Genomic DNA, 18,126 nt, shown 5'->3' with positions numbered 1-18,126 from the left:
AACTTCCGGTATGTGCCGTTTTGCCATCCATTAATGACGTTCATTCGAAATTAGCGAGATTCGATAAATGCGAGGTCCGGGCGACCGAATTTGTTAAATTGTGAGGGTCAAGACGGTGATAACTCCGGAGACCAAGATCTAACATGTACGCCGTTCTGTCCTGTCTGGCCTATGAGCACAATCTCTTCCTCGTCGTCGTGGCGGGGGCGCTCTGCTTCATTGCGAATGCGGGAACCGTGGTTTTTGCCGCCCGGTCACGACAGGCAAACGACCGCAGCCGCTACGGCTGGGTGATCGTCTCCGGCGGAGCAGGGGGCTTCGGGATCTGGGCAACACATTTCGTGGCCATGCTCGCCTACGATCCGGGCCAGCTCTTCACATTCAATCTGTCGCTGACGCTGCTGTCGCTTGGTATTGCATTTCTCGCGACATTTGCGGCGGGACTGCTTGCCGTGCTGTTTACCGGCAAATCCGGCGCTGTGGCCGCTGGCCTGGTATTCGGTACCGGCGTTTCCTGCATGCATTTTACCGGCATGGCGGCGATCGAGTTCGGCGGCCTGATCGTCTGGTCGCAGCCGCTGGTCATCGCTGCCATCGTCACCGCGATCGTCATGTCGACGACAGCCTTCCTCATGATCCTGAAGGGAGGCCTTGCAAACAACATTCTTGCTGCAGGTCTCCTGTCGCTCGGTATCGTCTTTATGCATTTCATCGCGATGGGCGCGGCAACGCTTGTTCCGGGTTTCGGGATCCTGCCTGAAGACGGGATGCTGTCGAAGCCGCTGATGCTGGCAACGATCATTGCCGTCTCGCTGTCGCTGATCGGGTCGGGCCTGGCCGTTGCCACCATCACCGGGCGTGCGGCGCGGTCCTCGAAGGCCAGCGAAGCCAATTTCCAGATGCTCGTGCGCGGGGTGACCGACTACGCGATCTACATGCTTTCACCCGAGGGCGCCGTCTCCAGCTGGAATGCAGGGGCAGAGCGTGCCAAGGGGTACAGGGCCGACGAGATCATTGGCCAGCATTTTGCACGTTTCTATTCGGATGAAGAACAAGCCCGGGGTCTGCCGGAACAGGCGCTCGCAACAGCGCGCACAACCGGTCTGTTCGAGGCGGAAGGCCGGCGCTACCGCAAGGATGGGAGCTGGTTCTGGGCACATGTGGTGATCCAGCCCGTCCTCGACGACGATGGCGTGCTTGCCGGCTACGCCAAGATCACGCGCGACATCACCCGTCAGAGACAGGACACCGACCGGATCGCCTCCGTGACGCAGAACCTGGATCTGGCGCTTGAGAACATGGCGCAGGGGATCTGCCTGTTCGATCGCGAGCAGCGGTTGGTGCTGACGAACCGGCGCTATGGCCAGATTTTTCGGTTTGAGGAAGGCGCTCTGAAGCCGGGTATGACATACCGCGAGATCGTGGCTCTTGGCTACAGGACCTCGTTTGCCGACGCGGCGGAGGCGGAAGCACGGGCAGAACAGCATTACCAGCGCAACATCGCAGCCATCAATTCCAGGCAGGAAGCCCTTCTACACCGACTGAGCGACGATCGGACGATCCGGATCGATTTCAGCTATCTCGATCAGGGCGGCTGGGTCTCGACATTCGAGGATATCAGCGAGCGGATACGGTCGGAGGAAAAGATCGCCTTCATGGCGAAGCATGACAGCCTGACGCAGCTTCCGAACCGTCCGGCCCTGATGGAATATCTCGAAGCCGAGGTGCGTAACGCGGAGAGCGAGGGCGGGCATGTTGCGGTCGTCGGCATCGATCTCAACAAGTTCAAGCAGATCAACGATCAGTTCGGGCACGCGGCCGGCGATGCCGTGCTCAAGGAAATTGCCGAGCGGATGAATTCGATCGTGCGGCCGCACGAGATGTTTGCCCGGTTCGGCGGCGACGAATTCGTGGCCGTGAAGCGCTACGGGGATTTGGGCGAAGTGTCCGAGTTCCTGGACCGATTGTCGGATGCGTTCGGGCAGCCGATCCAGATCGAGGTGCATCGTCTCAGTCCCGGCGCAAGCATGGGTGTCGCGCTCTACCCGCATGACGGGGCATCCCCCGATGCGCTGATCGCGAACGCGGACCTGGCCATGTACCGCGCCAAGGGATCGCTCTCGCGCGACATCTGCTTCTACGACATCGAGATGGACGAGGCCGCCCGCGACCGCACCAAGATGGCCGAGGATCTGTGGACGGCGATCGAGCAGGATCAGCTCAGGCTGCACTACCAGGTGCAGAAGTCGGTCGCGACCGATGAGATCACCGGTTACGAGGTCCTGCTGCGCTGGAGCCATCCGGAGCGGGGCAATGTCTCGCCGGCCGATTTCATCGGGGTTGCCGAGGAATGCGGCGCCATCCTGCCGATCGGCGCGTGGGTTCTGCGCGAAGCATGCCGGGAGGCGGCGAACTGGCCGAATGACTACAAGGTCGCGGTCAATTTGTCGCCGGTGCAGATCGCCCATGCCGACATGCCGGCGCTGGTTCATACCGTGCTTCTGGAAACCGGTCTGAAACCAAGCCGTCTCGAGCTTGAAATCACCGAAAGCTCGATCATCAGCGACAAGCAGCGGGCGATGAATGCGCTTCGCTCCATCAAGGCGCTGGGCGTATCGATTGCGATCGACGATTTCGGGACCGGCTATTCGTCGCTGGAGACGCTGCGCTCCTTCCCGTTCGACAAGATCAAGCTCGACCGGAGCTTCCTGACCGAAGTGGACCGCAGCGAGCAGGCAACGGCCATGGTGCGAGCAATTCTGGCTCTGGGGCAGGGCCTGCAGATCCCGGTTCTCGCAGAGGGTGTCGAGACGGTGAACCAGCTCGACATTCTGCGGCGGGAAGGATGCCACGAAGTGCAGGGCTATCTTCTCGGTCGGCCGATGCCGATGGAAGATCAGCCGAATCCGCAGGCTGGGTCAGAGATGGGCTCGGCCAACCAGAACGCTGCCTGAAGATCGTAGAAACGTTTGACCTAGCGTCGGGGTTCGCCGCCGGGGGCGTAGGCCGTTTTCTGCTCGAACCGGAATTTGTGGCCGCAGTCGCTACAGCGCAGCATGTATTTGCGCGGATCTTTCGAGGCGAACTCGGTCTGAAAACCTTTCGGGAGTTCGTCGATGCGAAAATCGCGATTGCTGGCGCGCTTGTCGTCGGACTCGGAGACTTCGGCATAACCGGCATGTCCGCACTGCGAGCATTCGAGTTTTCGGGAATAGCGGTCGCGGGCGGCCATGCGGAACTCCTTGGGTACCGCGCCTACATAGTCAACAGACGCCGCGAATGCAAAACGCCGGGATGGAAATCCCGGCGTTTATATTCTTGGCGTTCAACTCGCGTCGCGATCAGCGGCGGCATTCGCCCGGAGAGACCGCGCCGAAGCCGGCATTGCGGGCTTCGCAGGCATTCGGGAATGTCTGGAGCCGACCGCCACGCTGGCCGCAGACCGGGCGATATTCGCGGGTGCACATGCCGCCGCCATTTTCAGGACGATCAGGTCTGCCGGGACGATCCGGCCTCGAGGGGCGATCCCAATCCGGGCGGTCAGGCCTTGATGGACGATCCGGGCGATCGGGTCTGGATGGGCGATCCCAATCTGGACGGGGATCGGGGCGATCGGGCCGGCTCCAGCCGGGGGCGGGACGTTCCGGCGGATAGCCGGGGCCCGGACCTGCGTCGACGCAGGCGGAAAGCATTGGAGCCAGGATGAAAAGTGCAAGCCATTTCGGCTTGTTTCGTAGGATCGACATCGCGATAGGTCCTCCCTCTGCAGATGGATGGCAGACCTCTATCAGACTTACATAGCCGTGGGACAGGGGCCGCAGCATTTTTGCTGCCGAGCCCGTCCCACGGTCATGCGTCAATCCTAGTCGAACAGGCTCGAGACGGACTCTTCCATGGCGGTACGGTTGATCGCCTCGCCGAGAAGGTTTGCCGTGGTGATGACGCGGATATTGTGCGCCGACTGAACGGATGTCGTCGGCTGGATCGAATCCGTGATCACCAGTTCCTTGAGCTTGGACGCCGCGATGCGGGCAACGGCACCGCCCGACAGCACGCCGTGGGTGATGTAGGCGGTCACGCTGGTGGCGCCATTCTTCAAGAGCGCTTCGGCCGCGTTGCAGAGTGTGCCGCCGGAATCGACGATATCGTCGATCAGCAGACAGTCCTTGCCGGTCACGTCACCGATGACGTTCATGACTTCCGACTCGCCTGCGCGTTCACGCCGCTTGTCGACGATGGCGAGCTGGCAGCCCAGGCGCTTGGCAAGCGCTCGGGCGCGAACCACACCGCCGACATCTGGCGAGACCACCATGACGTTGTTGAGGTCGTAGTGTTCCTTCACGTCGCGCGCCAGAATCGGCACGGCGTAGAGGTTGTCGGTCGGGATATCGAAGAAGCCCTGGATCTGGTCTGCGTGCAGATCGAGCGTCATGACACGGTTGGCGCCGGCCTCGGTGATGAGGTTGGCGACGAGCTTGGCCGAGATCGGCGTGCGCGGCCCGGCCTTGCGGTCCTGACGGGCATAGCCGAAATAGGGAAGCACAGCCGTGATGCGCTTGGCGGAAGACCGCCGGAACGCATCGATCATGATCAGCAGTTCCATCAGGTGATCGTTGGTCGGAAACGACGTGGACTGGATGACGAACACGTCTTCCCCACGGACATTCTCCTGTATTTCAACGAAGATTTCCTGGTCTGCAAATCGCCTTACCGAGGCTTTTCCGACTGGTACATTAAGATAGCTGCAGATCGCGTCGGCCAGATGCCGGTTCGAATTGCCTGCGAAAACCTTCATTGCGGTCCGCCTGTATTGAAGCTGGATGGCGGCCTTTTACCGGCGCCACCTTCGAATGCAATAGCGTTTTCCCTCAGGCCACCGTTTTTTGCGAAGAAACAGTGACCGTGTCACATCATGGTTACCTAACCGCCATGCGATTGCCGCCAGCTCATATAGTCCTGGATCGTCTTTGCGGCGATGAGTTCCATGGTTGAGGAGGGCACTGCGGCCCATGGATCCTGGCCGCTGCCGGGCACATTTTCCTGCCCCTGCATGCGGTGAAGTCTGGAGCCGGTATTGTCGAGAACATCCCAGACGTAGACGATGGTGATCTTTTCGCCATCGCTGAAGGCCGAGAAATAGCCCTTGAGGATCTGCTCGGTACCCGTATCGCTGGAGGGACGGATCGTCAGCCCGGCGGCGCGCGCCTCGGCGCCAAGCCGTCGCGACAGCGGCGTTACGGCCTGGACAGGGGCACCGATGATCGGCAGGAAGCGGATGGTGTTGCCTGCGGCGGCGGGCAGGGAAGCCTCCTGCTGGGGCGCTGCAGCGGTAGACTGGGCTTCAGCCTGGCTTTGGCCCTGCCAGTCGGGCGGTGGGCCTGAAGAGGCGGGCGAGGTCTGGTTGCCAGACTGCATCGCCTGGGCCTGCGCCTCCAGCGTATTTTGCGGGCGCGGCTGGTAGGTGTCGTTTCTGTAGGTTTGGTTCTGGTAGGTCTCGGGCCTTGGGGAACGGGCCATGCGCTCCGTATCGGCCTGGGTAACCGGTGTCGATGCGCGATTGCCGCCGCCGATTTCGGCGCGCGGCGTCAGCGCTTCGCTGGTGTTGCAGCCGGAGACGGACAGAGCAACGATGCAGGCGGAAAGCAGTTTTCCGATAAGCCGCATGCGTTCGCCCCTTTGCCGGTTCCCATCCCGCGACAAGCTAAGGTCGGATTTTCCGGCCTGTCAATGATCGCGGGCTTCTCAGCCCTGGATAAGGTCGAGACCATGGCGTGAAAGCGGCCGGGGGGCGCCTTCCGTCGTCAGATAGGTCTGGCCGAGCGTCATGGCCGCGCCGCTGTCGCTGTCCATGATGATCATGTGCACGAACAGCGTCATGCCGGGCAAGATCTCCTGCGGATTGCCGAAGTGGAACATCTGGTGCTCCATCCACGACGGCGAGAAGCGGGCGCCCAACGAGTAGCCGCATGCGTTCAGCCGGTGACGGGAGAGGCCGCGTTCGTCGAGGATCCTGGCATGGGTATCGAACACGTCTCCGAATGTATGACCTGGAGACAGAACCTCCTCGATCGCCCGGATCGTCTCAAGGCAGGCCTTGTAGAGTTCCTTGTGGCGCGGCGAGGGATCACCGACGAGCGCGGTGCGCATCATCGCGACGTGATAGTGGGCGGCGGTGCCGGCCCATTCGAGCGTCAGCTGGTCGGTGGCATCGAGCTTGCGGCGACCGGCCTTGTAACGGCACAGAAGCGCATCCTCGCCGGAACCGATGATGAATTCGTTGGCGGGGTAATCGCCGCCGCCGGAAAATACGGCACCCTGCATCGCCGCAAGGATATCGGCCTCGTCGCCGCCGGCCTTGATCAGCGGCAGAGCGGCGTCGAGCGCATCATCGGCCAGTTCGGCGGCGCGTTGCACATGAGCGATCTCGGCCGCGCTTTTGACGAGGCGCAGCCGGCTGACCAGATAGGATGCGTCACTGAGCTGACCGAAATTGGTGAGCTGGTTGTCGAGCAGGCGCGCGATGCGGCCGGTCATGCCATGCGTGTCGTATTCGACGCCGATCTTTGCGCCGAGAAGATCGAGTTCGCTCAAGAGGTTCTTGAGATCCAGCGTCGGATCGGCATTCACCCGGTCGACCCAGACGACGATGTTTTCGATAATCGAGGTCTGGCGGGCCTGGCGAAGGTCGGCAGAGCGCGTGAGCAGCGTCATCGAGCCATCGGCCTTCACGACCAGCGTCTGGAAGAAGCAATAGCCGAACGTGTCGTAGCCGGTCAGCCAGTACATGCTTTCCTGCGCAAACAGCAGGATGGCATCGAGCTTTTCCTCGGCCATCTTCGTCGTCAGGCGGGCGAGACGATCGGCATATTCCGATCTGTCGAAGTGCAGAGCCATGGTAGTCCTCCCGAACTTTTATTGCTGAAGCGCGATGGCTGAAATCTGGCGGCCGTAATCCGGCTCTTGGTCATGCGTCGTGCGGCGATAGGAAAAGAAGCGTTCCCGATCCGGGTAGGTGTCGAGGCCGAGGTTCTCAGCGGTGACGCCTGCCGCCTTCAGCCGCGACATGGTGAGTGCCGGCAGATCGAACATCGAATGCTGCGGCTTTGGAGACGGCGTGAAGAAGGCTGCGTATTCGGGGTTCACGCCGAGGAAGCGTTCCACGAATTCCGGGCCGACCTCGTAGCTGTCAGGCCCGATCGACGGGCCGAGAACGGCAACGATCTTTTCCCTGACGGCGCCGAGCGACACCATCGCGTCGATCGTGTTTTCGAGCACGCCTGTGAGCGCGCCCTTCCAGCCGGCGTGGGCCGCGCCGATCACGCCATTGTCGCCATCGGCAAACAGGATGGGGCCGCAATCGGCAGACAGGACGCCGATCACGACGCCGGGCGTGGCCGCGACCATCGCATCGACCTGCGGGCGCTCGCCTGAATAGGAGGCATCGACCACGACCACATCGGGCGAATGGACCTGATGGACGGTTGCGAGCTTTTCGAGCGGCAGATCGAACCAGGCCGCAACCCGCCGGCGGTTTTCCAGAACGAGCGTCTGATCGTCTTTCGACCCGACACCGACATTGAGACCGGCGTAGATTCCGTCCGACACGCCGCCCTTTCGCGTGAAGAAGCCGTGGCGGATCTTGGCGCCGGCTGTCGCGTTCAATAGGGCGCTTTCGATCGGCGTCGGCGAGGCGTTCTCCGGCATCGGCTTATCCACCCTGCTGATTTTGTTGATTTTTGCATGATGCCTCAGAAGGCACTCGCTGCTTCGATTGCGCGGGAGATTGGCGCAAGCCGATAGCGCATGTCAATCCGCTCCGAGCGGTCCTCTCTCAATCAACCGGGCGAAAAGGCATCAGGTTGACCGCGGAGCCCGAGACGGCGATGACCTTGAAGAGCTCGCCCATCTTGCCCGCACCTTCGCCGGCAAGACGATCGACGGCAGCTGCTATCAGCCGCTGTTCGGACGGTTCCTTGTCGCGCGCAAGGGCTGAAGCCCGTTCGGCAAGGCCGAGGCCATAGAGGAATTCGCCCTGATGGAGGCCGCCGTTCAGATGAATGCCGGACGCCAAGGCGACCTTGGCGAGATCTTCGAAATCGACATGGCTGGTCAGATCTGCCTCGCCGGGGCTGGCAAGCGGCGGGTCATAGTCGTGGTTCTTTACGGCCTGCAGAGTATCGCCGAAACTGGTGACCATATGGCCGTAGTCGATGACGAGCGCACTGCCGCCGAAATGCCTTAGCCTTTCGCAGAGCGTCTGCATGACGGCCTGGCGGGCAGGGGCGAATTCGAAGATCGTGCCTTCCGGGATGGAAGCGACGGGGGCCGGCAGGAGGACCGGATCGAGCGTGGCGATGCCGGCGACGAAGGACAGCTCGTCCTCCGGGCCAAGGCCCACCAGCCTTTCGCGAAAACCGGTCGGGGTCCGCACGAACTGGCGGATCGGGATTGCGTCGAACAGTTCGTTGGCGGCGATCAGGGTGAACCCTTCCGGCACGTCTTCGAAACTGTCGTGCCAGGAAATCTTGGTCGAATAGGCCTCGAGCGTCACGCGCTGAACGCCGCGAAGGCGTTCGCTGGTTTCCACCAGATGGACACGCAGGCCGTCCATCAGGGATGGTGCGATGCGCTGGATGACGCGCAGCATGTCGGACATCATCGTGCCGCGGCCGGGACCGATCTCGACCAGGCGCACATCGCCCGGGCTACCCTGGCGCTGCCAGGCGTGGACCATGAAAATGCCGACCATTTCGCCGAACAGCTGGCTGATCTCCGGCGCGGTGACGAAATCGCCATGTCGGCCGAAAGGTTCGCGGGTGCGGTAGTAGCCGAATTCCGGATCGGCAAGGCAGAGCGCGAAATAGTCGGTGACGCTGATCGGTCCGCTGGCGCGGATCAGCGTCTTGATCTTTTCGGCAAGGGGCGTGGTTACTTCTGGGCTGTTCACGGGTGCCTCACACTTTCGCCGCGGAGGCGACGCGAGCCCGCGTGATCGCCCAGATGCCAACAGCAACCATCGGTAGTGATAGCACCATGCCCATCGTTAGCCAATTGGTGCCGAGCAAATAGCCGAGCTGCACATCCGGTTCGCGGAAGAACTCGACAAAAATTCGGCAGAGCCCGTAGCCGAGGACGAACGCGCCGCAGATGGTGCCGGGTACACGAAGGGCCTTGAAACGATAGATCAGGAGTGCCAGCACCAGAAGCAGGATGATGCCTTCCAGGCCTGCTTCATAGAGTTGGCTCGGATGGCGGGCGAACGGGCCACCGGTCGGGAAGACGACACCCCATGGTGCATCGCTCAACCGTCCCCAGAGTTCGCCGTTGACGAAGTTCGCAATGCGGCCGAACAGCAGGCCGAACGGCACGACGGCGGCGACGATGTCGAACATGCTCCAGACGGGAATGGCATGGCGGCGGGCAAACACGATCATCGCGATCGTCGCGCCGAGGAAACCGCCGTGGAAGGACATGCCGCCGTTCCAGATCTCGATCGCGCGGATCGGGTTTTCCAGGATCGGGCCTAGATCGTAAAACAGGATGTAGCCGATGCGGCCGCCAAGGACGACGCCTGCTGCGATCCAGACGAGGAAGTCGTCGAGATGGACCGCGGTCATCGGGGCCTGACCGTTGGGCCACAGTGACGCGTTTGCGGTCAGCTTGCGGGCGTAAAGCCAGCCCAGCATGATACCGGCAACATAGGCAAGGCCATACCAGTGTACCGCAAGCGGCCCCAAGGAGAACGCGACCGGATTTATCTCGGGAAATGGCATGAGAGCAAAAAAATGAAGCGCTTCGTACAAATTACAGGTGTCTCGCTTACTCACAGTCGTATGAAAAGATGGACTTGGGGACATCGCCGGTCAAGATGAATCTCATTCTGAGACGCGCGCAACAGTGGATGACGCTTGCAACGCGGCGACCCAAGCCCTACTTCAGATCCGATAGGACAAACACAGGCCGATATCGGGCCGATATCGCTGCCGATGGCAAGGAGACGGAACCTTATGTCGACCGGAACGAACCGCATATTCGACGATTTCGCACGGCTGATGACGGACGCTGCCGGCGCTGCACAGGGTGTGCGCAAGGAAGTGGAGACGGCTTTCCATGCCCAGGCGGAACGGTTCCTTAACAACATGGATCTGGTCAAGCGGGAGGAATTCGAAGCCGTTCGCGAGATGGCTGCCCGCGCCCGCGACGAGAATGTTGCGCTAAAGGCCCGTCTCGATGCGCTGGAGGCAAAATTCGGCCAGAGCCAGAGCCACGACCAGGGCCAGTCAGGTCAGTAAGCCACTTCAGATCCGGCCATAAACTGTGGCCCCTCAGGGGATTCGCAATCCCCGTTTGAGATCGCCGTCAAAGTCCAGCGCCAAAAGCCTGCGCGGCGATCTTTCCCAGCCTATTCGCAATTGAGCGTCATCGCCTCTAATCGGCACAGTCAGGCGTCTGTTTCGCCTCGCCAAATCCCCATGAATTTACAAAAAATTAAGCCCTGTGGACACTCTTAAAAAAGCCAGCGTCCAGAGTCATTTAACCATCCGTTCTGATCTCATGCGCGAACCGGTTTCGGGGTTCAATCCACGGAAATCGGCATTCAGGGGATGGCAGCCGGACTCCGTCTAGCTACACTGATTTTACACGATGATTCGAAACGAGCCGGTGAGCTTCCGGTGGTGACCGATAGGTTAACGACGAGGCTGAAGGTAAGCTCCAGACAGGGTAACTCAGTTATTCTGGCGGCGACGAGCGATCATCGAAATTTAGTTCCGGTTAAGTGTTGGCGCGTTCCGCTCGAATTCGCATTCATTCCGGTCAAAAAGGTGCCGCATGAGCCTCATGGAATTAAACGTTGAGCGTCAGTCGAACCCGGTGGACATGATCGAGTTCGTCGCAGCTTCCAACGATTGGACATTCGAACGGTCCGGCGAAGACGAGATCGCCATGACCGTGGAGGGTCGGTGGACGGACTACCACGTATCCTTCTCCTGGATGGAGGAGTTCGAGGCGCTGCATCTCGCCTGCGCCTTCGATCTGAAGATCCCCGATATCCGTGTGAACGAGGTCATCCGGCTTCTGTCCTACGTGAATGGTCAGACGCTGATGGGGCATTTCGACCTGTGGCGTCAGGAAGACGTGGTGATTTTCCGCCAGTCGCTTCTGCTGGCCGGCGGTGCCGAACCCACGAACCAGCAGGTCGAGGTTCTGTTTTCCAGCGCGCTTGATGCCTGCGAGGCCTATTATCAGGCGTTCCAGTTCGTCGTCTGGTCCGGCATGGAAGCGAAGGCTGCCATGGATTGCGTTCTGTTCGAGACGGTCGGCGAGGCTTGATGGCGTTGCAGCTGGGTTCGATCGTTCTCGTCGGTGCCGGCAATATGGGCGGCGCCATGCTTTCCGGCTGGTTGAAGAACGGCGTTCCCGGCGCTTCCGTCACCGTCGTTGACCCATCGCCGTCCGAGGCGATGAGAGCGATGATGTCCGACGCCGGCGCGACGCATGTTACGGCACTTCCAGACGGTGCGTCGGCAGATATCCTGTTTCTCGCGGTCAAGCCGCAGCTGATGGATGCCGTTCTGCCGCCGCTGAAGCCTGTGGTCGGCGCTTCGACAGTCGTCGTCTCGGTCGCAGCCGGCAAGACACTGTCCGCCATGCAGAGCCATCTCGGGGACGGTGCAATGGTGCGCGCCATGCCGAACACGCCGGCCATGATCGGCCGCGGCGTGACCGGTGCCTATGCCAACGACAAGGTGTCGGCCGCCCAGCGCGATGCGGTGCATGCGCTTTTAAAGGTCAGCGGTCCGGTGGAATGGGTTTCGAGCGAGGCGGATATCGATGCCGTCACCGCCGTTTCCGGCAGTGGCCCGGCCTATGTCTTCTATCTGGTCGAATGCATGGCGGAGGCCGGGCGCAAAGCCGGTCTTCCTGCCGATCTTGCGATGCGGCTTGCGCGCGAAACCGTGTCGGGTGCGGGAGAACTTCTGCATCAATCGACGGAGGATGCCTCGCGGCTTCGCCAGAACGTGACGTCTCCGGGCGGCACCACGGCTGCTGCCCTCTCCGTGCTAATGGCAGACGATGGGATGCAGCCGCTGTTCGACAAGGCAATCGAGGCAGCGCGGAGCCGCGCGGAAGAACTGGGACGCTGAGCAGCCATGTCTGACGAGATAAGCTTTGCCGACTTCGAGAAGGTCGATATCCGGGTTGGCACGATCGTCGAGGTCGAGCCGTTTCCGGAAGCCCGCAAGCCGGCCTTCAAGCTGAAGATCGATTTCGGGCCTAAGATCGGCGTCAAGAAATCGTCGGCGCAGATTACCGTCCACTATACGCCTGAAACGCTGCTCGGACGCCAGGTGCTGGGCGTCGTCAATTTTCCGCCGCGCCAGATCGGGCCGGTCCGTTCCGAAGTGCTGACGCTTGGCTTTGAAGACGAGAACGGCGCGATCGTTCTGGCTGCCGTCGAGCAGGGCGTTCCAAACGGCAAGAAGATGATGTGATCAGGCGCGAGGGCGTCCTCACCGGACACCTTAGCCGTTTCGCCAACAGTCTCCCCAACTCTCACGTGAGCTCTTTGACTGCCGGGCCTTCGCTCAGGCCGGAACGCGAACGATTGCCCTCAAGCCACCGCTCGGACTGTCGTCCAGCGTGACATTGCCGCCATGCGAGCGGGCGATGTCGCGGGCGATCGCGAGGCCGAGGCCGGTTCCGGATGCATCGAGATTGCGGGCCTCGTCGAGCCTGTGGAATGGCTTGAACACGTCCTCGCGGGATTGCGCAGGAACGCCCGGGCCGTCGTCATCGAGGGTCAATGTCAGCCATTTGGCGCTGTGGCGCGCATCGATATGCAGGTTGTCGGCATAGCGCTGGCTGTTTGAGACGAGGTTTCCAAGCAGGCGGTTGAAGGCGTTCGGCCTGACGGCGATCTCGTCGTCGCCCTCGATGTGGTAGGTGAGGATCTGCCCGTGCAGGCTGAAACTTACGCGGAATTTCTCTAGAAGCTCGCTCAGATACAGCGTACCGAAGTCCTCCTCGGCCTCGCCCTTGGCAAATGCCAGATAGCCCTCCAGCATAGACTGCATGTCTTCGACATCCTGTTCCATGCCGGCGAGCTCAGGCTTGTTGCCGGCAAGTGCCAGCTGCAGCTTGAATCGGGTGAGGATGGTGCGCAGGTCGTGGCTGATGCCGGCCAGCATCGCGGTGCGCTGCTCCATCTGCCGTTCGAGCCGTTCGCGCATCTGGATGAAGGCAAGGCCCGCGCGCCTTACCTCGTCTGCGCCGCGCGGCGAAAAGCCTTCGGTCTTTTGTCCCTTGCCGAAACTTTCTGCCGCCTGGGCAAGTCTCAGGATCGGGCGGATCTGGCCGCGCAGGAACAGGATCGAAATCACCACCAGCACGAAGGCGGTGCCGATCATCCAGATCAGGAAGATGTGGGTGTTGGACGCGTAGGTAGAGCCGCGTCTGGCAAACACCCGCAGCACCCGTTCGTCCATTTTTACGCGGATCTCGACGAGCCGACTGTCGCCTACCGTATCGATCCAGAACGGCATGCGGATCTGACTGCTCAACTGTTCGGCAAGGATGTTGTCGAGGATCGCGAAGAAGGGGCGCTGGCGGGGCGGCGGGAGCTGGCCGTTCTCCTCGATTGCAATCGTCAGGCCGAGAGAGCTGTCGGCGATGCGGCTGACTTCGTTGTAGTTGCTGTCCTGCGGATAACTGCGGATGATCTCGATAATGGCGGCGATGTCGCGAACGGTGCCTTCAGACAGGCGCTCCGTGACCATGCGCCAGTGGCGTTCCATGAACACCGCGGCGACGACTGTCTGCAGCAGGAGCATGGGGAGAATGACGATTAGCAGCGAACGGGTGTAGAGGCCCGTCGGCAGCCAGCGACGCAGCCAGCGCGTGAACGGACGCCAACCGGGGAGGGTCAACCGGCTGGTCTCTCGCTTCAGCGTGTTGAAAATTGCCATTCGCCGCCCGTTATCGTCCTGTCGTCGGTCTCTTGTGCATCAGTCGATACTCAGCCTGTACCCGATGCCACGCACGGTCTGGAGATAGACCGGGTTGGCGGGGTCTTCTTCGATCTTACGACGCAGCCGGTTGATCTGCACGTCGATTGTGCGCTCGCCGACATCCGTATCGTCCCCGATCAGTTCGTGGCGGGGGATCGTTTCGCCGGCGCGCAAGGCAAACAGCATCATGATTTCCTGTTCGCGGTCGGTCAGGCGGATCGTCTCGGCAGCCTTGCGCAGTTCCTTGCGCGGGATCGAGAAGGTGAACGGACCAAACATGATCTGCTCGATCTTGGGTGCATCGGCCGAGCTGCTGCGGCGCAGGATGTTGTTGATGCGCAGGACCAGTTCGCGCGGATCGAAGGGTTTGGACAGGTAATCGTCGGCACCTGCCTCGAGACCGGCGATGCGCGATTCTGCCTCGACCCGTGCCGTCAGGAGGATGACCGGGGTGGTCTTCTTTTCATAAAGCGACTGGGTGAGCGACAGGCCCGTTTCGCCCGGCATCATAACGTCGAGAATGATGAGGTCGAAATGCAGTCCTTCCAGCTTGCGCCGCGCTTCGGCGGCATCTCCCGCGACCGTGATGCGGAAACCCTGCTCCACCAGATAGCGGTTCAGGAGATCGCGGATGCGGGTGTCGTCGTCGACAACGAGAAGGTGAGGGGCGTCGTCCAAAAGCGGTGTATTGGTCATCTGTCTGTCCCGGTCAGATATCCTGACTGATGTTGATATCAGAAATCACGAGGTTCGGGTCACGTCCACGCATCCGTTGAAGGAAAAGGGTGACGCTTTCCCGCATCCCGGGGGTGAAGTCTTCCATGGCGCGTGCGATACGCTTGGATTGCGGCTCGCACAGGGCCAGCGCCAGTTCACGGCCGGCAAGCGTCGGATAGAGGCGGCGCTGTCTGCGATCCTTGGCCCCGGCCATCTGCCGGATATAGCCAGTCTCGATCAACTGCTTCAGGACGCGGGCGAGGCTCTGCTTGGTAATCTGCAACAGATCGAGAAGATCCGTCACCATCATCCCCGGCTGGCGGCAGACGAAATAGACAACCCGATGGTGGGCGCGGCCCATGCCGATCTTCGCCAGGATAGCGTCCGGATCGGACACGAAGTCGCGATAGGCAAAGAAGAACAGCTCGATCGCTTCGAAATCGATCTGGCCCTCGTCGACCACGGGCATCTGTGGCGGGACTTTCTTGACGGCTTTTCCCGTCGCTGCAGGCGGCACGCCGTTTCCTTTCGCTCGCTACGTCTTCATCGTGTGAAGCTGTTTAACGTAATCCTTTTGCGCTGTCGCCCGTGATAAATCGCTCTGGCGGTCAAAATTCGACCGGTTGTGTTGCTTTCAGGGAGAACACGCACTTTCTTTTGCGCGCACGACTTGTCCGGCGGAACCTTTATCCCCAAGCGCCATTATTCCCAGCGAACGACTGGAGATTATTCAATGAACGCGCACACTTATTCCGCAATGCCGCCGATCGAGCTGAACCAGACCAAGGCCGAAGCTCATCCGCTGCGCCCGGTCTTCATCACGGTGATTGCGCTTAAAGTCGTCGTCTCGGCATTTCTGCTGGCGACTGTTTCGCTGGCCCCGCCGGTTGCTGCCGAAGGCACGTATCTGGCCGCCGCTATCAACTGATTTTGAGGCTGTCATCGGCAAGCCTTCCGGCTATGAAGAACGACAACGTTCAGGGCAGGACAGGCATTATGGGTCGATTGCAGGCAAGCGTCATTCCGGTGACGCCATTTCAACAAAACTGTACCGTCTTCTTTGACGACGATACAAAGACAGGCGTCATTGTCGACCCAGGCGGTGACATCGGGGTTATTCTGGACCTCGTGCGCAAAAGTGGCATTACCCTTTCCGAGATCTGGCTGACCCACGGGCATATCGATCATGCCGGAGGCGCCGACGAACTTCGCGAGGTGCTCGGCATTCCTGTCGTCGGACCCCACCGCGACGATCTTCCCCTTCTCAAAAATCTTGAAAAGCAGGCTCAGATGTTCGGTGTCGACGGCGACGTCCGCAACGTCGTGCCTGATCGGTTTCTTGACGAAGGCGAAACAGTCTCGTTCGGCGAGCATGTGTTCGAGGTTTTTCATTGTCCGGGACATTCGCCCGGTCACATCATATTCTACAACAGAGACCATGCCTTCGCACATCTTGGTGACGTCCTGTTTGCCGGGTCGGTCGGACGGACTGATCTACCCGGAGGCGATCACGCGACGCTGATGGACTCGATCCGCACCAAGGTTCTGCCGCTGGGAGACGAGGTAGGTTTTCTCTGCGGTCACGGACCGGGAAGCCGGATCGGCGACGAGCGCCGCAGCAATCCATTCCTGAAGGGCCTGTAACCGGCAACCGGTATCACGGGCATAAAAAAACCCGGCATCACTGCCGGGCTCCAACTGGAATGAGCGAGCTTTTGAAGCTCAACCGGAGATCTGCAGATTGACGGCCTTGGGGCCTTTTCCGCGACGATCCGGTTCCGTGTCGAAGCTTACTTTCTGGTTTTCAGTCAGCCCGGACAGGCCGGAAGCCTGTACGGCGGAGATATGAACGAAGATATCGGCGCCACCGTTGTCTGGTTTGATAAAGCCGAATCCCTTGTCCGTATTGAAGAATTTCACAGTGCCAGTCTCGGCCATGCAGCAGGTCCTTTTCCTTCTGTCCGTGTTCAGCGGCGGACAGCATCAGAGTGTGCCCTCACGGGCGGCGGCAGGCAGCTTTAAGAAAGGGTCCCTGTGTTTACCGCGGCGACTGGCAGATAAGGTATAAAACCAAGCCCCCAGTTCCCGCCCGAAGTCTTGGCGCCTTCGGAGCGCGTCATTATAGGTCTTCCCATGCTCGTAAATTGCCCGAACATGGACAGAGTGCTGTGTTTATCAAAAATTGGCAAGAAAAAGTTTTTTGAAAGGCAGGCCCGTTTCAGCCTGCCTCATTTGGCCAAAAGCGCTGCAAATGCGGGCTTTGCGCATGGTCCGAAGGAAGTTGGATGGGCAACGGATCGCTGGCGATGCTTCGCCCGATCGGCTCTATGCGTGTTCGCGTCATGTTTGTAGCCGTTTCCCAACGTCTACACTCTCTGCGGGAAGTTCCACTGCGAACCGGTGAAAGTACGGACGGCTAGCTGCCCTGATGTCTGCGGCCGAAGGTTTTCATCCGCTTGAGAGGGGTGGCCGACGGAAACGGGGCGGCGGCAGAGACGCGAATGGCGGATGCAGGCGAGAGGCTCATGTCGAGGTCGCCGCCGATGCGCGGCAGGCCGTGTTCCGGGAATGTCCTGTCGAACGTGGTCGGGGCGAGTTCAGGCCGTGCGAGTGCATATCCCTGCACGAGAGACGCGCCGAATTCCTCGCACACCTCCACCTGCCACATTTCCTCCAGTCCTTCGATGATCGGCTCGATCCCGTCATCCAGCATCTGCTGCAGGACGACGCGCAGGAGTGCCGCTCCTGCCGGATTGTCGAGAAAGTCGCGGACCCAGCCGGGTTCGAATTTGACGTAGTCAGGCTTCACCCGCTTGAGAAGCGCCAGATCGGACTCGCCCGCACCGTAATCATCGATCGCCACCTGGAAGCCGATGGCGCGCATGTGGCTGGTGAAGTCGGCGATGACGGCGGCGTTGGTCTCGGCGGTCTGACGGATTTCGCAGACGATCCGGTTGACGGCAAGTCCGGCTTCGTGGCTCGCAAGTTTGATGCGTTCGACTTCGTGGCGCATGTCTTCGGGTGTGCGCACCAGACCCGGCTGGAACTTGACGAAGATCTTCGCCTGGCGTCTGTCGAGCCGGCCGGTGTTGAGAATATGGATCGTCCGGACCATGCTGTCGATATCGGCAACTTCGGCGGGATCAACGAGGCTGAAGAATTCGTGCGGGGGAACGGGCTCTTCGCCACGATAGGCGCGCACGAGCCCGACAAAGGCTTCGATGGCCAGCCGATTGCCGGGTTTCGACGTTTTGAAAATGGGCTGAAGCGCGGATCTGAGAATGAAAGGCCCGTACGCGGTCGACCATGCCCCGTCGTCGCCGCGAACCAGGTTGGCGAAAATGCTTCTCGATGCCATACCCGTACCGTCTCCTGCGCAATTTTGCAGATTGTAGGCGAG

General features: G+C 60.8%; 20 protein-coding genes. 7 read left to right on the top strand and 13 right to left on the bottom strand.

Annotated features, from left to right (window positions below):
* Positions 1 to 143 precede the first annotated feature (143 nt).
* The gene (locus ACQY1K_RS11185) at positions 144 to 2,954 is read left to right on the top strand and encodes a bifunctional diguanylate cyclase/phosphodiesterase (protein WP_430257373.1); all 2,811 of its coding nucleotides are present in this window, start codon (positions 144 to 146) and stop codon (positions 2,952 to 2,954) included.
* Positions 2,955 to 2,974: 20 nt separating this feature from the next.
* Here ACQY1K_RS11185 and ACQY1K_RS11180 read toward each other — a convergent pair whose 3' ends face one another.
* From ACQY1K_RS11180 to lgt, 8 genes are all read right to left on the bottom strand, one after another.
* On the bottom strand, positions 2,975 to 3,232 hold the full coding sequence (locus ACQY1K_RS11180; protein WP_062455795.1) for a hypothetical protein: 258 nt from the start codon (positions 3,230 to 3,232) through the stop codon (positions 2,975 to 2,977).
* Positions 3,233 to 3,341: 109 nt separating this feature from the next.
* Entirely contained in the window at positions 3,342 to 3,746 is a 405-nt protein-coding gene (locus ACQY1K_RS11175) for a Kazal-type serine protease inhibitor family protein (protein WP_082472021.1), read from the bottom strand.
* A gap of 116 nt (positions 3,747 to 3,862) precedes the next feature.
* On the bottom strand, positions 3,863 to 4,795 hold the full coding sequence (locus tag ACQY1K_RS11170; protein ID WP_062455798.1) for a ribose-phosphate pyrophosphokinase: 933 nt from the start codon (positions 4,793 to 4,795) through the stop codon (positions 3,863 to 3,865).
* Between the two features lie 125 nt (positions 4,796 to 4,920).
* A complete protein-coding gene (locus tag ACQY1K_RS11165) occupies positions 4,921 to 5,664 on the bottom strand; it encodes a hypothetical protein (protein WP_430257372.1) in 744 nt (247 codons plus the stop codon).
* Between the two features lie 78 nt (positions 5,665 to 5,742).
* Complete coding sequence (locus tag ACQY1K_RS11160; RefSeq protein ID WP_430257371.1) at positions 5,743 to 6,894, bottom strand: M24 family metallopeptidase; 1,152 nt, start codon at positions 6,892 to 6,894, stop codon at positions 5,743 to 5,745.
* A gap of 18 nt (positions 6,895 to 6,912) precedes the next feature.
* Positions 6,913 to 7,704, bottom strand: a complete 792-nt coding sequence (pgeF, locus tag ACQY1K_RS11155) for a peptidoglycan editing factor PgeF (RefSeq protein WP_430257370.1) — start codon at positions 7,702 to 7,704, stop codon at positions 6,913 to 6,915.
* Positions 7,705 to 7,831: 127 nt separating this feature from the next.
* A complete protein-coding gene (locus tag ACQY1K_RS11150; protein WP_062455810.1) occupies positions 7,832 to 8,947 on the bottom strand; it encodes a class I SAM-dependent methyltransferase in 1,116 nt (371 codons plus the stop codon).
* 7 nt (positions 8,948 to 8,954) lie between these two features.
* Entirely contained in the window at positions 8,955 to 9,773 is an 819-nt protein-coding gene (lgt, locus tag ACQY1K_RS11145) for a prolipoprotein diacylglyceryl transferase (protein WP_430257369.1), read from the bottom strand.
* A 234-nt stretch (positions 9,774 to 10,007) separates the two neighbouring features.
* Here lgt and ACQY1K_RS11140 point away from each other — a divergent pair, with 234 nt between their 5' ends.
* The 4 genes from ACQY1K_RS11140 (at position 10,008) to ACQY1K_RS11125 (ending at position 12,494) form a co-directional block, all read left to right on the top strand.
* Positions 10,008 to 10,292, top strand: coding sequence for an accessory factor UbiK family protein (locus ACQY1K_RS11140; protein ID WP_062455813.1), 285 nt, complete (start codon positions 10,008 to 10,010; stop codon positions 10,290 to 10,292).
* Between the two features lie 538 nt (positions 10,293 to 10,830).
* On the top strand, positions 10,831 to 11,331 hold the full coding sequence (locus tag ACQY1K_RS11135) for a YbjN domain-containing protein (protein ID WP_062455815.1): 501 nt from the start codon (positions 10,831 to 10,833) through the stop codon (positions 11,329 to 11,331).
* Positions 11,331 to 12,146 (top strand): pyrroline-5-carboxylate reductase, encoded by an 816-nt coding sequence (gene proC / locus ACQY1K_RS11130; RefSeq protein WP_430257368.1) that lies wholly within the window; start codon positions 11,331 to 11,333, stop codon positions 12,144 to 12,146. Before ACQY1K_RS11135 ends, proC begins: the two co-directional genes overlap by 1 nt.
* A gap of 6 nt (positions 12,147 to 12,152) precedes the next feature.
* Positions 12,153 to 12,494 (top strand): tRNA-binding protein, encoded by a 342-nt coding sequence (locus ACQY1K_RS11125; protein WP_430257367.1) that lies wholly within the window; start codon positions 12,153 to 12,155, stop codon positions 12,492 to 12,494.
* A gap of 93 nt (positions 12,495 to 12,587) precedes the next feature.
* On the opposite strand, the gene ACQY1K_RS11120 is transcribed toward ACQY1K_RS11125, so the two are convergent.
* Genes ACQY1K_RS11120 through ACQY1K_RS11110 form a run of 3 tightly spaced genes read right to left on the bottom strand, consistent with a single transcriptional unit; the run spans position 12,588 to position 15,195 of the window.
* Positions 12,588 to 13,967, bottom strand: coding sequence for an ATP-binding protein (locus tag ACQY1K_RS11120; protein ID WP_430257366.1), 1,380 nt, complete (start codon positions 13,965 to 13,967; stop codon positions 12,588 to 12,590).
* Positions 13,968 to 14,006: 39 nt separating this feature from the next.
* Positions 14,007 to 14,705, bottom strand: coding sequence for a response regulator (locus ACQY1K_RS11115; RefSeq protein ID WP_062455827.1), 699 nt, complete (start codon positions 14,703 to 14,705; stop codon positions 14,007 to 14,009).
* Between the two features lie 13 nt (positions 14,706 to 14,718).
* Positions 14,719 to 15,195, bottom strand: a complete 477-nt coding sequence (locus ACQY1K_RS11110; protein WP_430258984.1) for a MarR family winged helix-turn-helix transcriptional regulator — start codon at positions 15,193 to 15,195, stop codon at positions 14,719 to 14,721.
* Between the two features lie 264 nt (positions 15,196 to 15,459).
* On the opposite strand from ACQY1K_RS11110, the gene ACQY1K_RS11105 reads away from it, so the two are divergent.
* Positions 15,460 to 15,654, top strand: coding sequence for a hypothetical protein (locus tag ACQY1K_RS11105; RefSeq protein WP_062455833.1), 195 nt, complete (start codon positions 15,460 to 15,462; stop codon positions 15,652 to 15,654).
* Positions 15,655 to 15,722: 68 nt separating this feature from the next.
* Complete coding sequence (locus ACQY1K_RS11100) at positions 15,723 to 16,370, top strand: MBL fold metallo-hydrolase (protein ID WP_430257365.1); 648 nt, start codon at positions 15,723 to 15,725, stop codon at positions 16,368 to 16,370.
* 78 nt (positions 16,371 to 16,448) lie between these two features.
* Here ACQY1K_RS11100 and ACQY1K_RS11095 read toward each other — a convergent pair whose 3' ends face one another.
* Both ACQY1K_RS11095 and ACQY1K_RS11090 read right to left on the bottom strand, forming a co-directional pair.
* Positions 16,449 to 16,664 (bottom strand): cold-shock protein, encoded by a 216-nt coding sequence (locus ACQY1K_RS11095; RefSeq protein ID WP_006725577.1) that lies wholly within the window; start codon positions 16,662 to 16,664, stop codon positions 16,449 to 16,451.
* Positions 16,665 to 17,142: 478 nt separating this feature from the next.
* Positions 17,143 to 18,084, bottom strand: coding sequence for an EAL domain-containing protein (locus ACQY1K_RS11090; RefSeq protein ID WP_430257364.1), 942 nt, complete (start codon positions 18,082 to 18,084; stop codon positions 17,143 to 17,145).
* Between the last annotated feature and the right edge of the window lie 42 nt (positions 18,085 to 18,126).

Origin of the sequence: Neorhizobium sp. IRS_2294, from assembly GCF_050500145.1 — a bacterium.
Classification (GTDB): Bacteria; Pseudomonadota; Alphaproteobacteria; order Rhizobiales; family Rhizobiaceae; genus Neorhizobium; species Neorhizobium soli.
The sequence above is the reverse complement of the archived record's forward strand: the minus strand, read 5'-3'. Positions and strand labels throughout refer to the sequence as shown.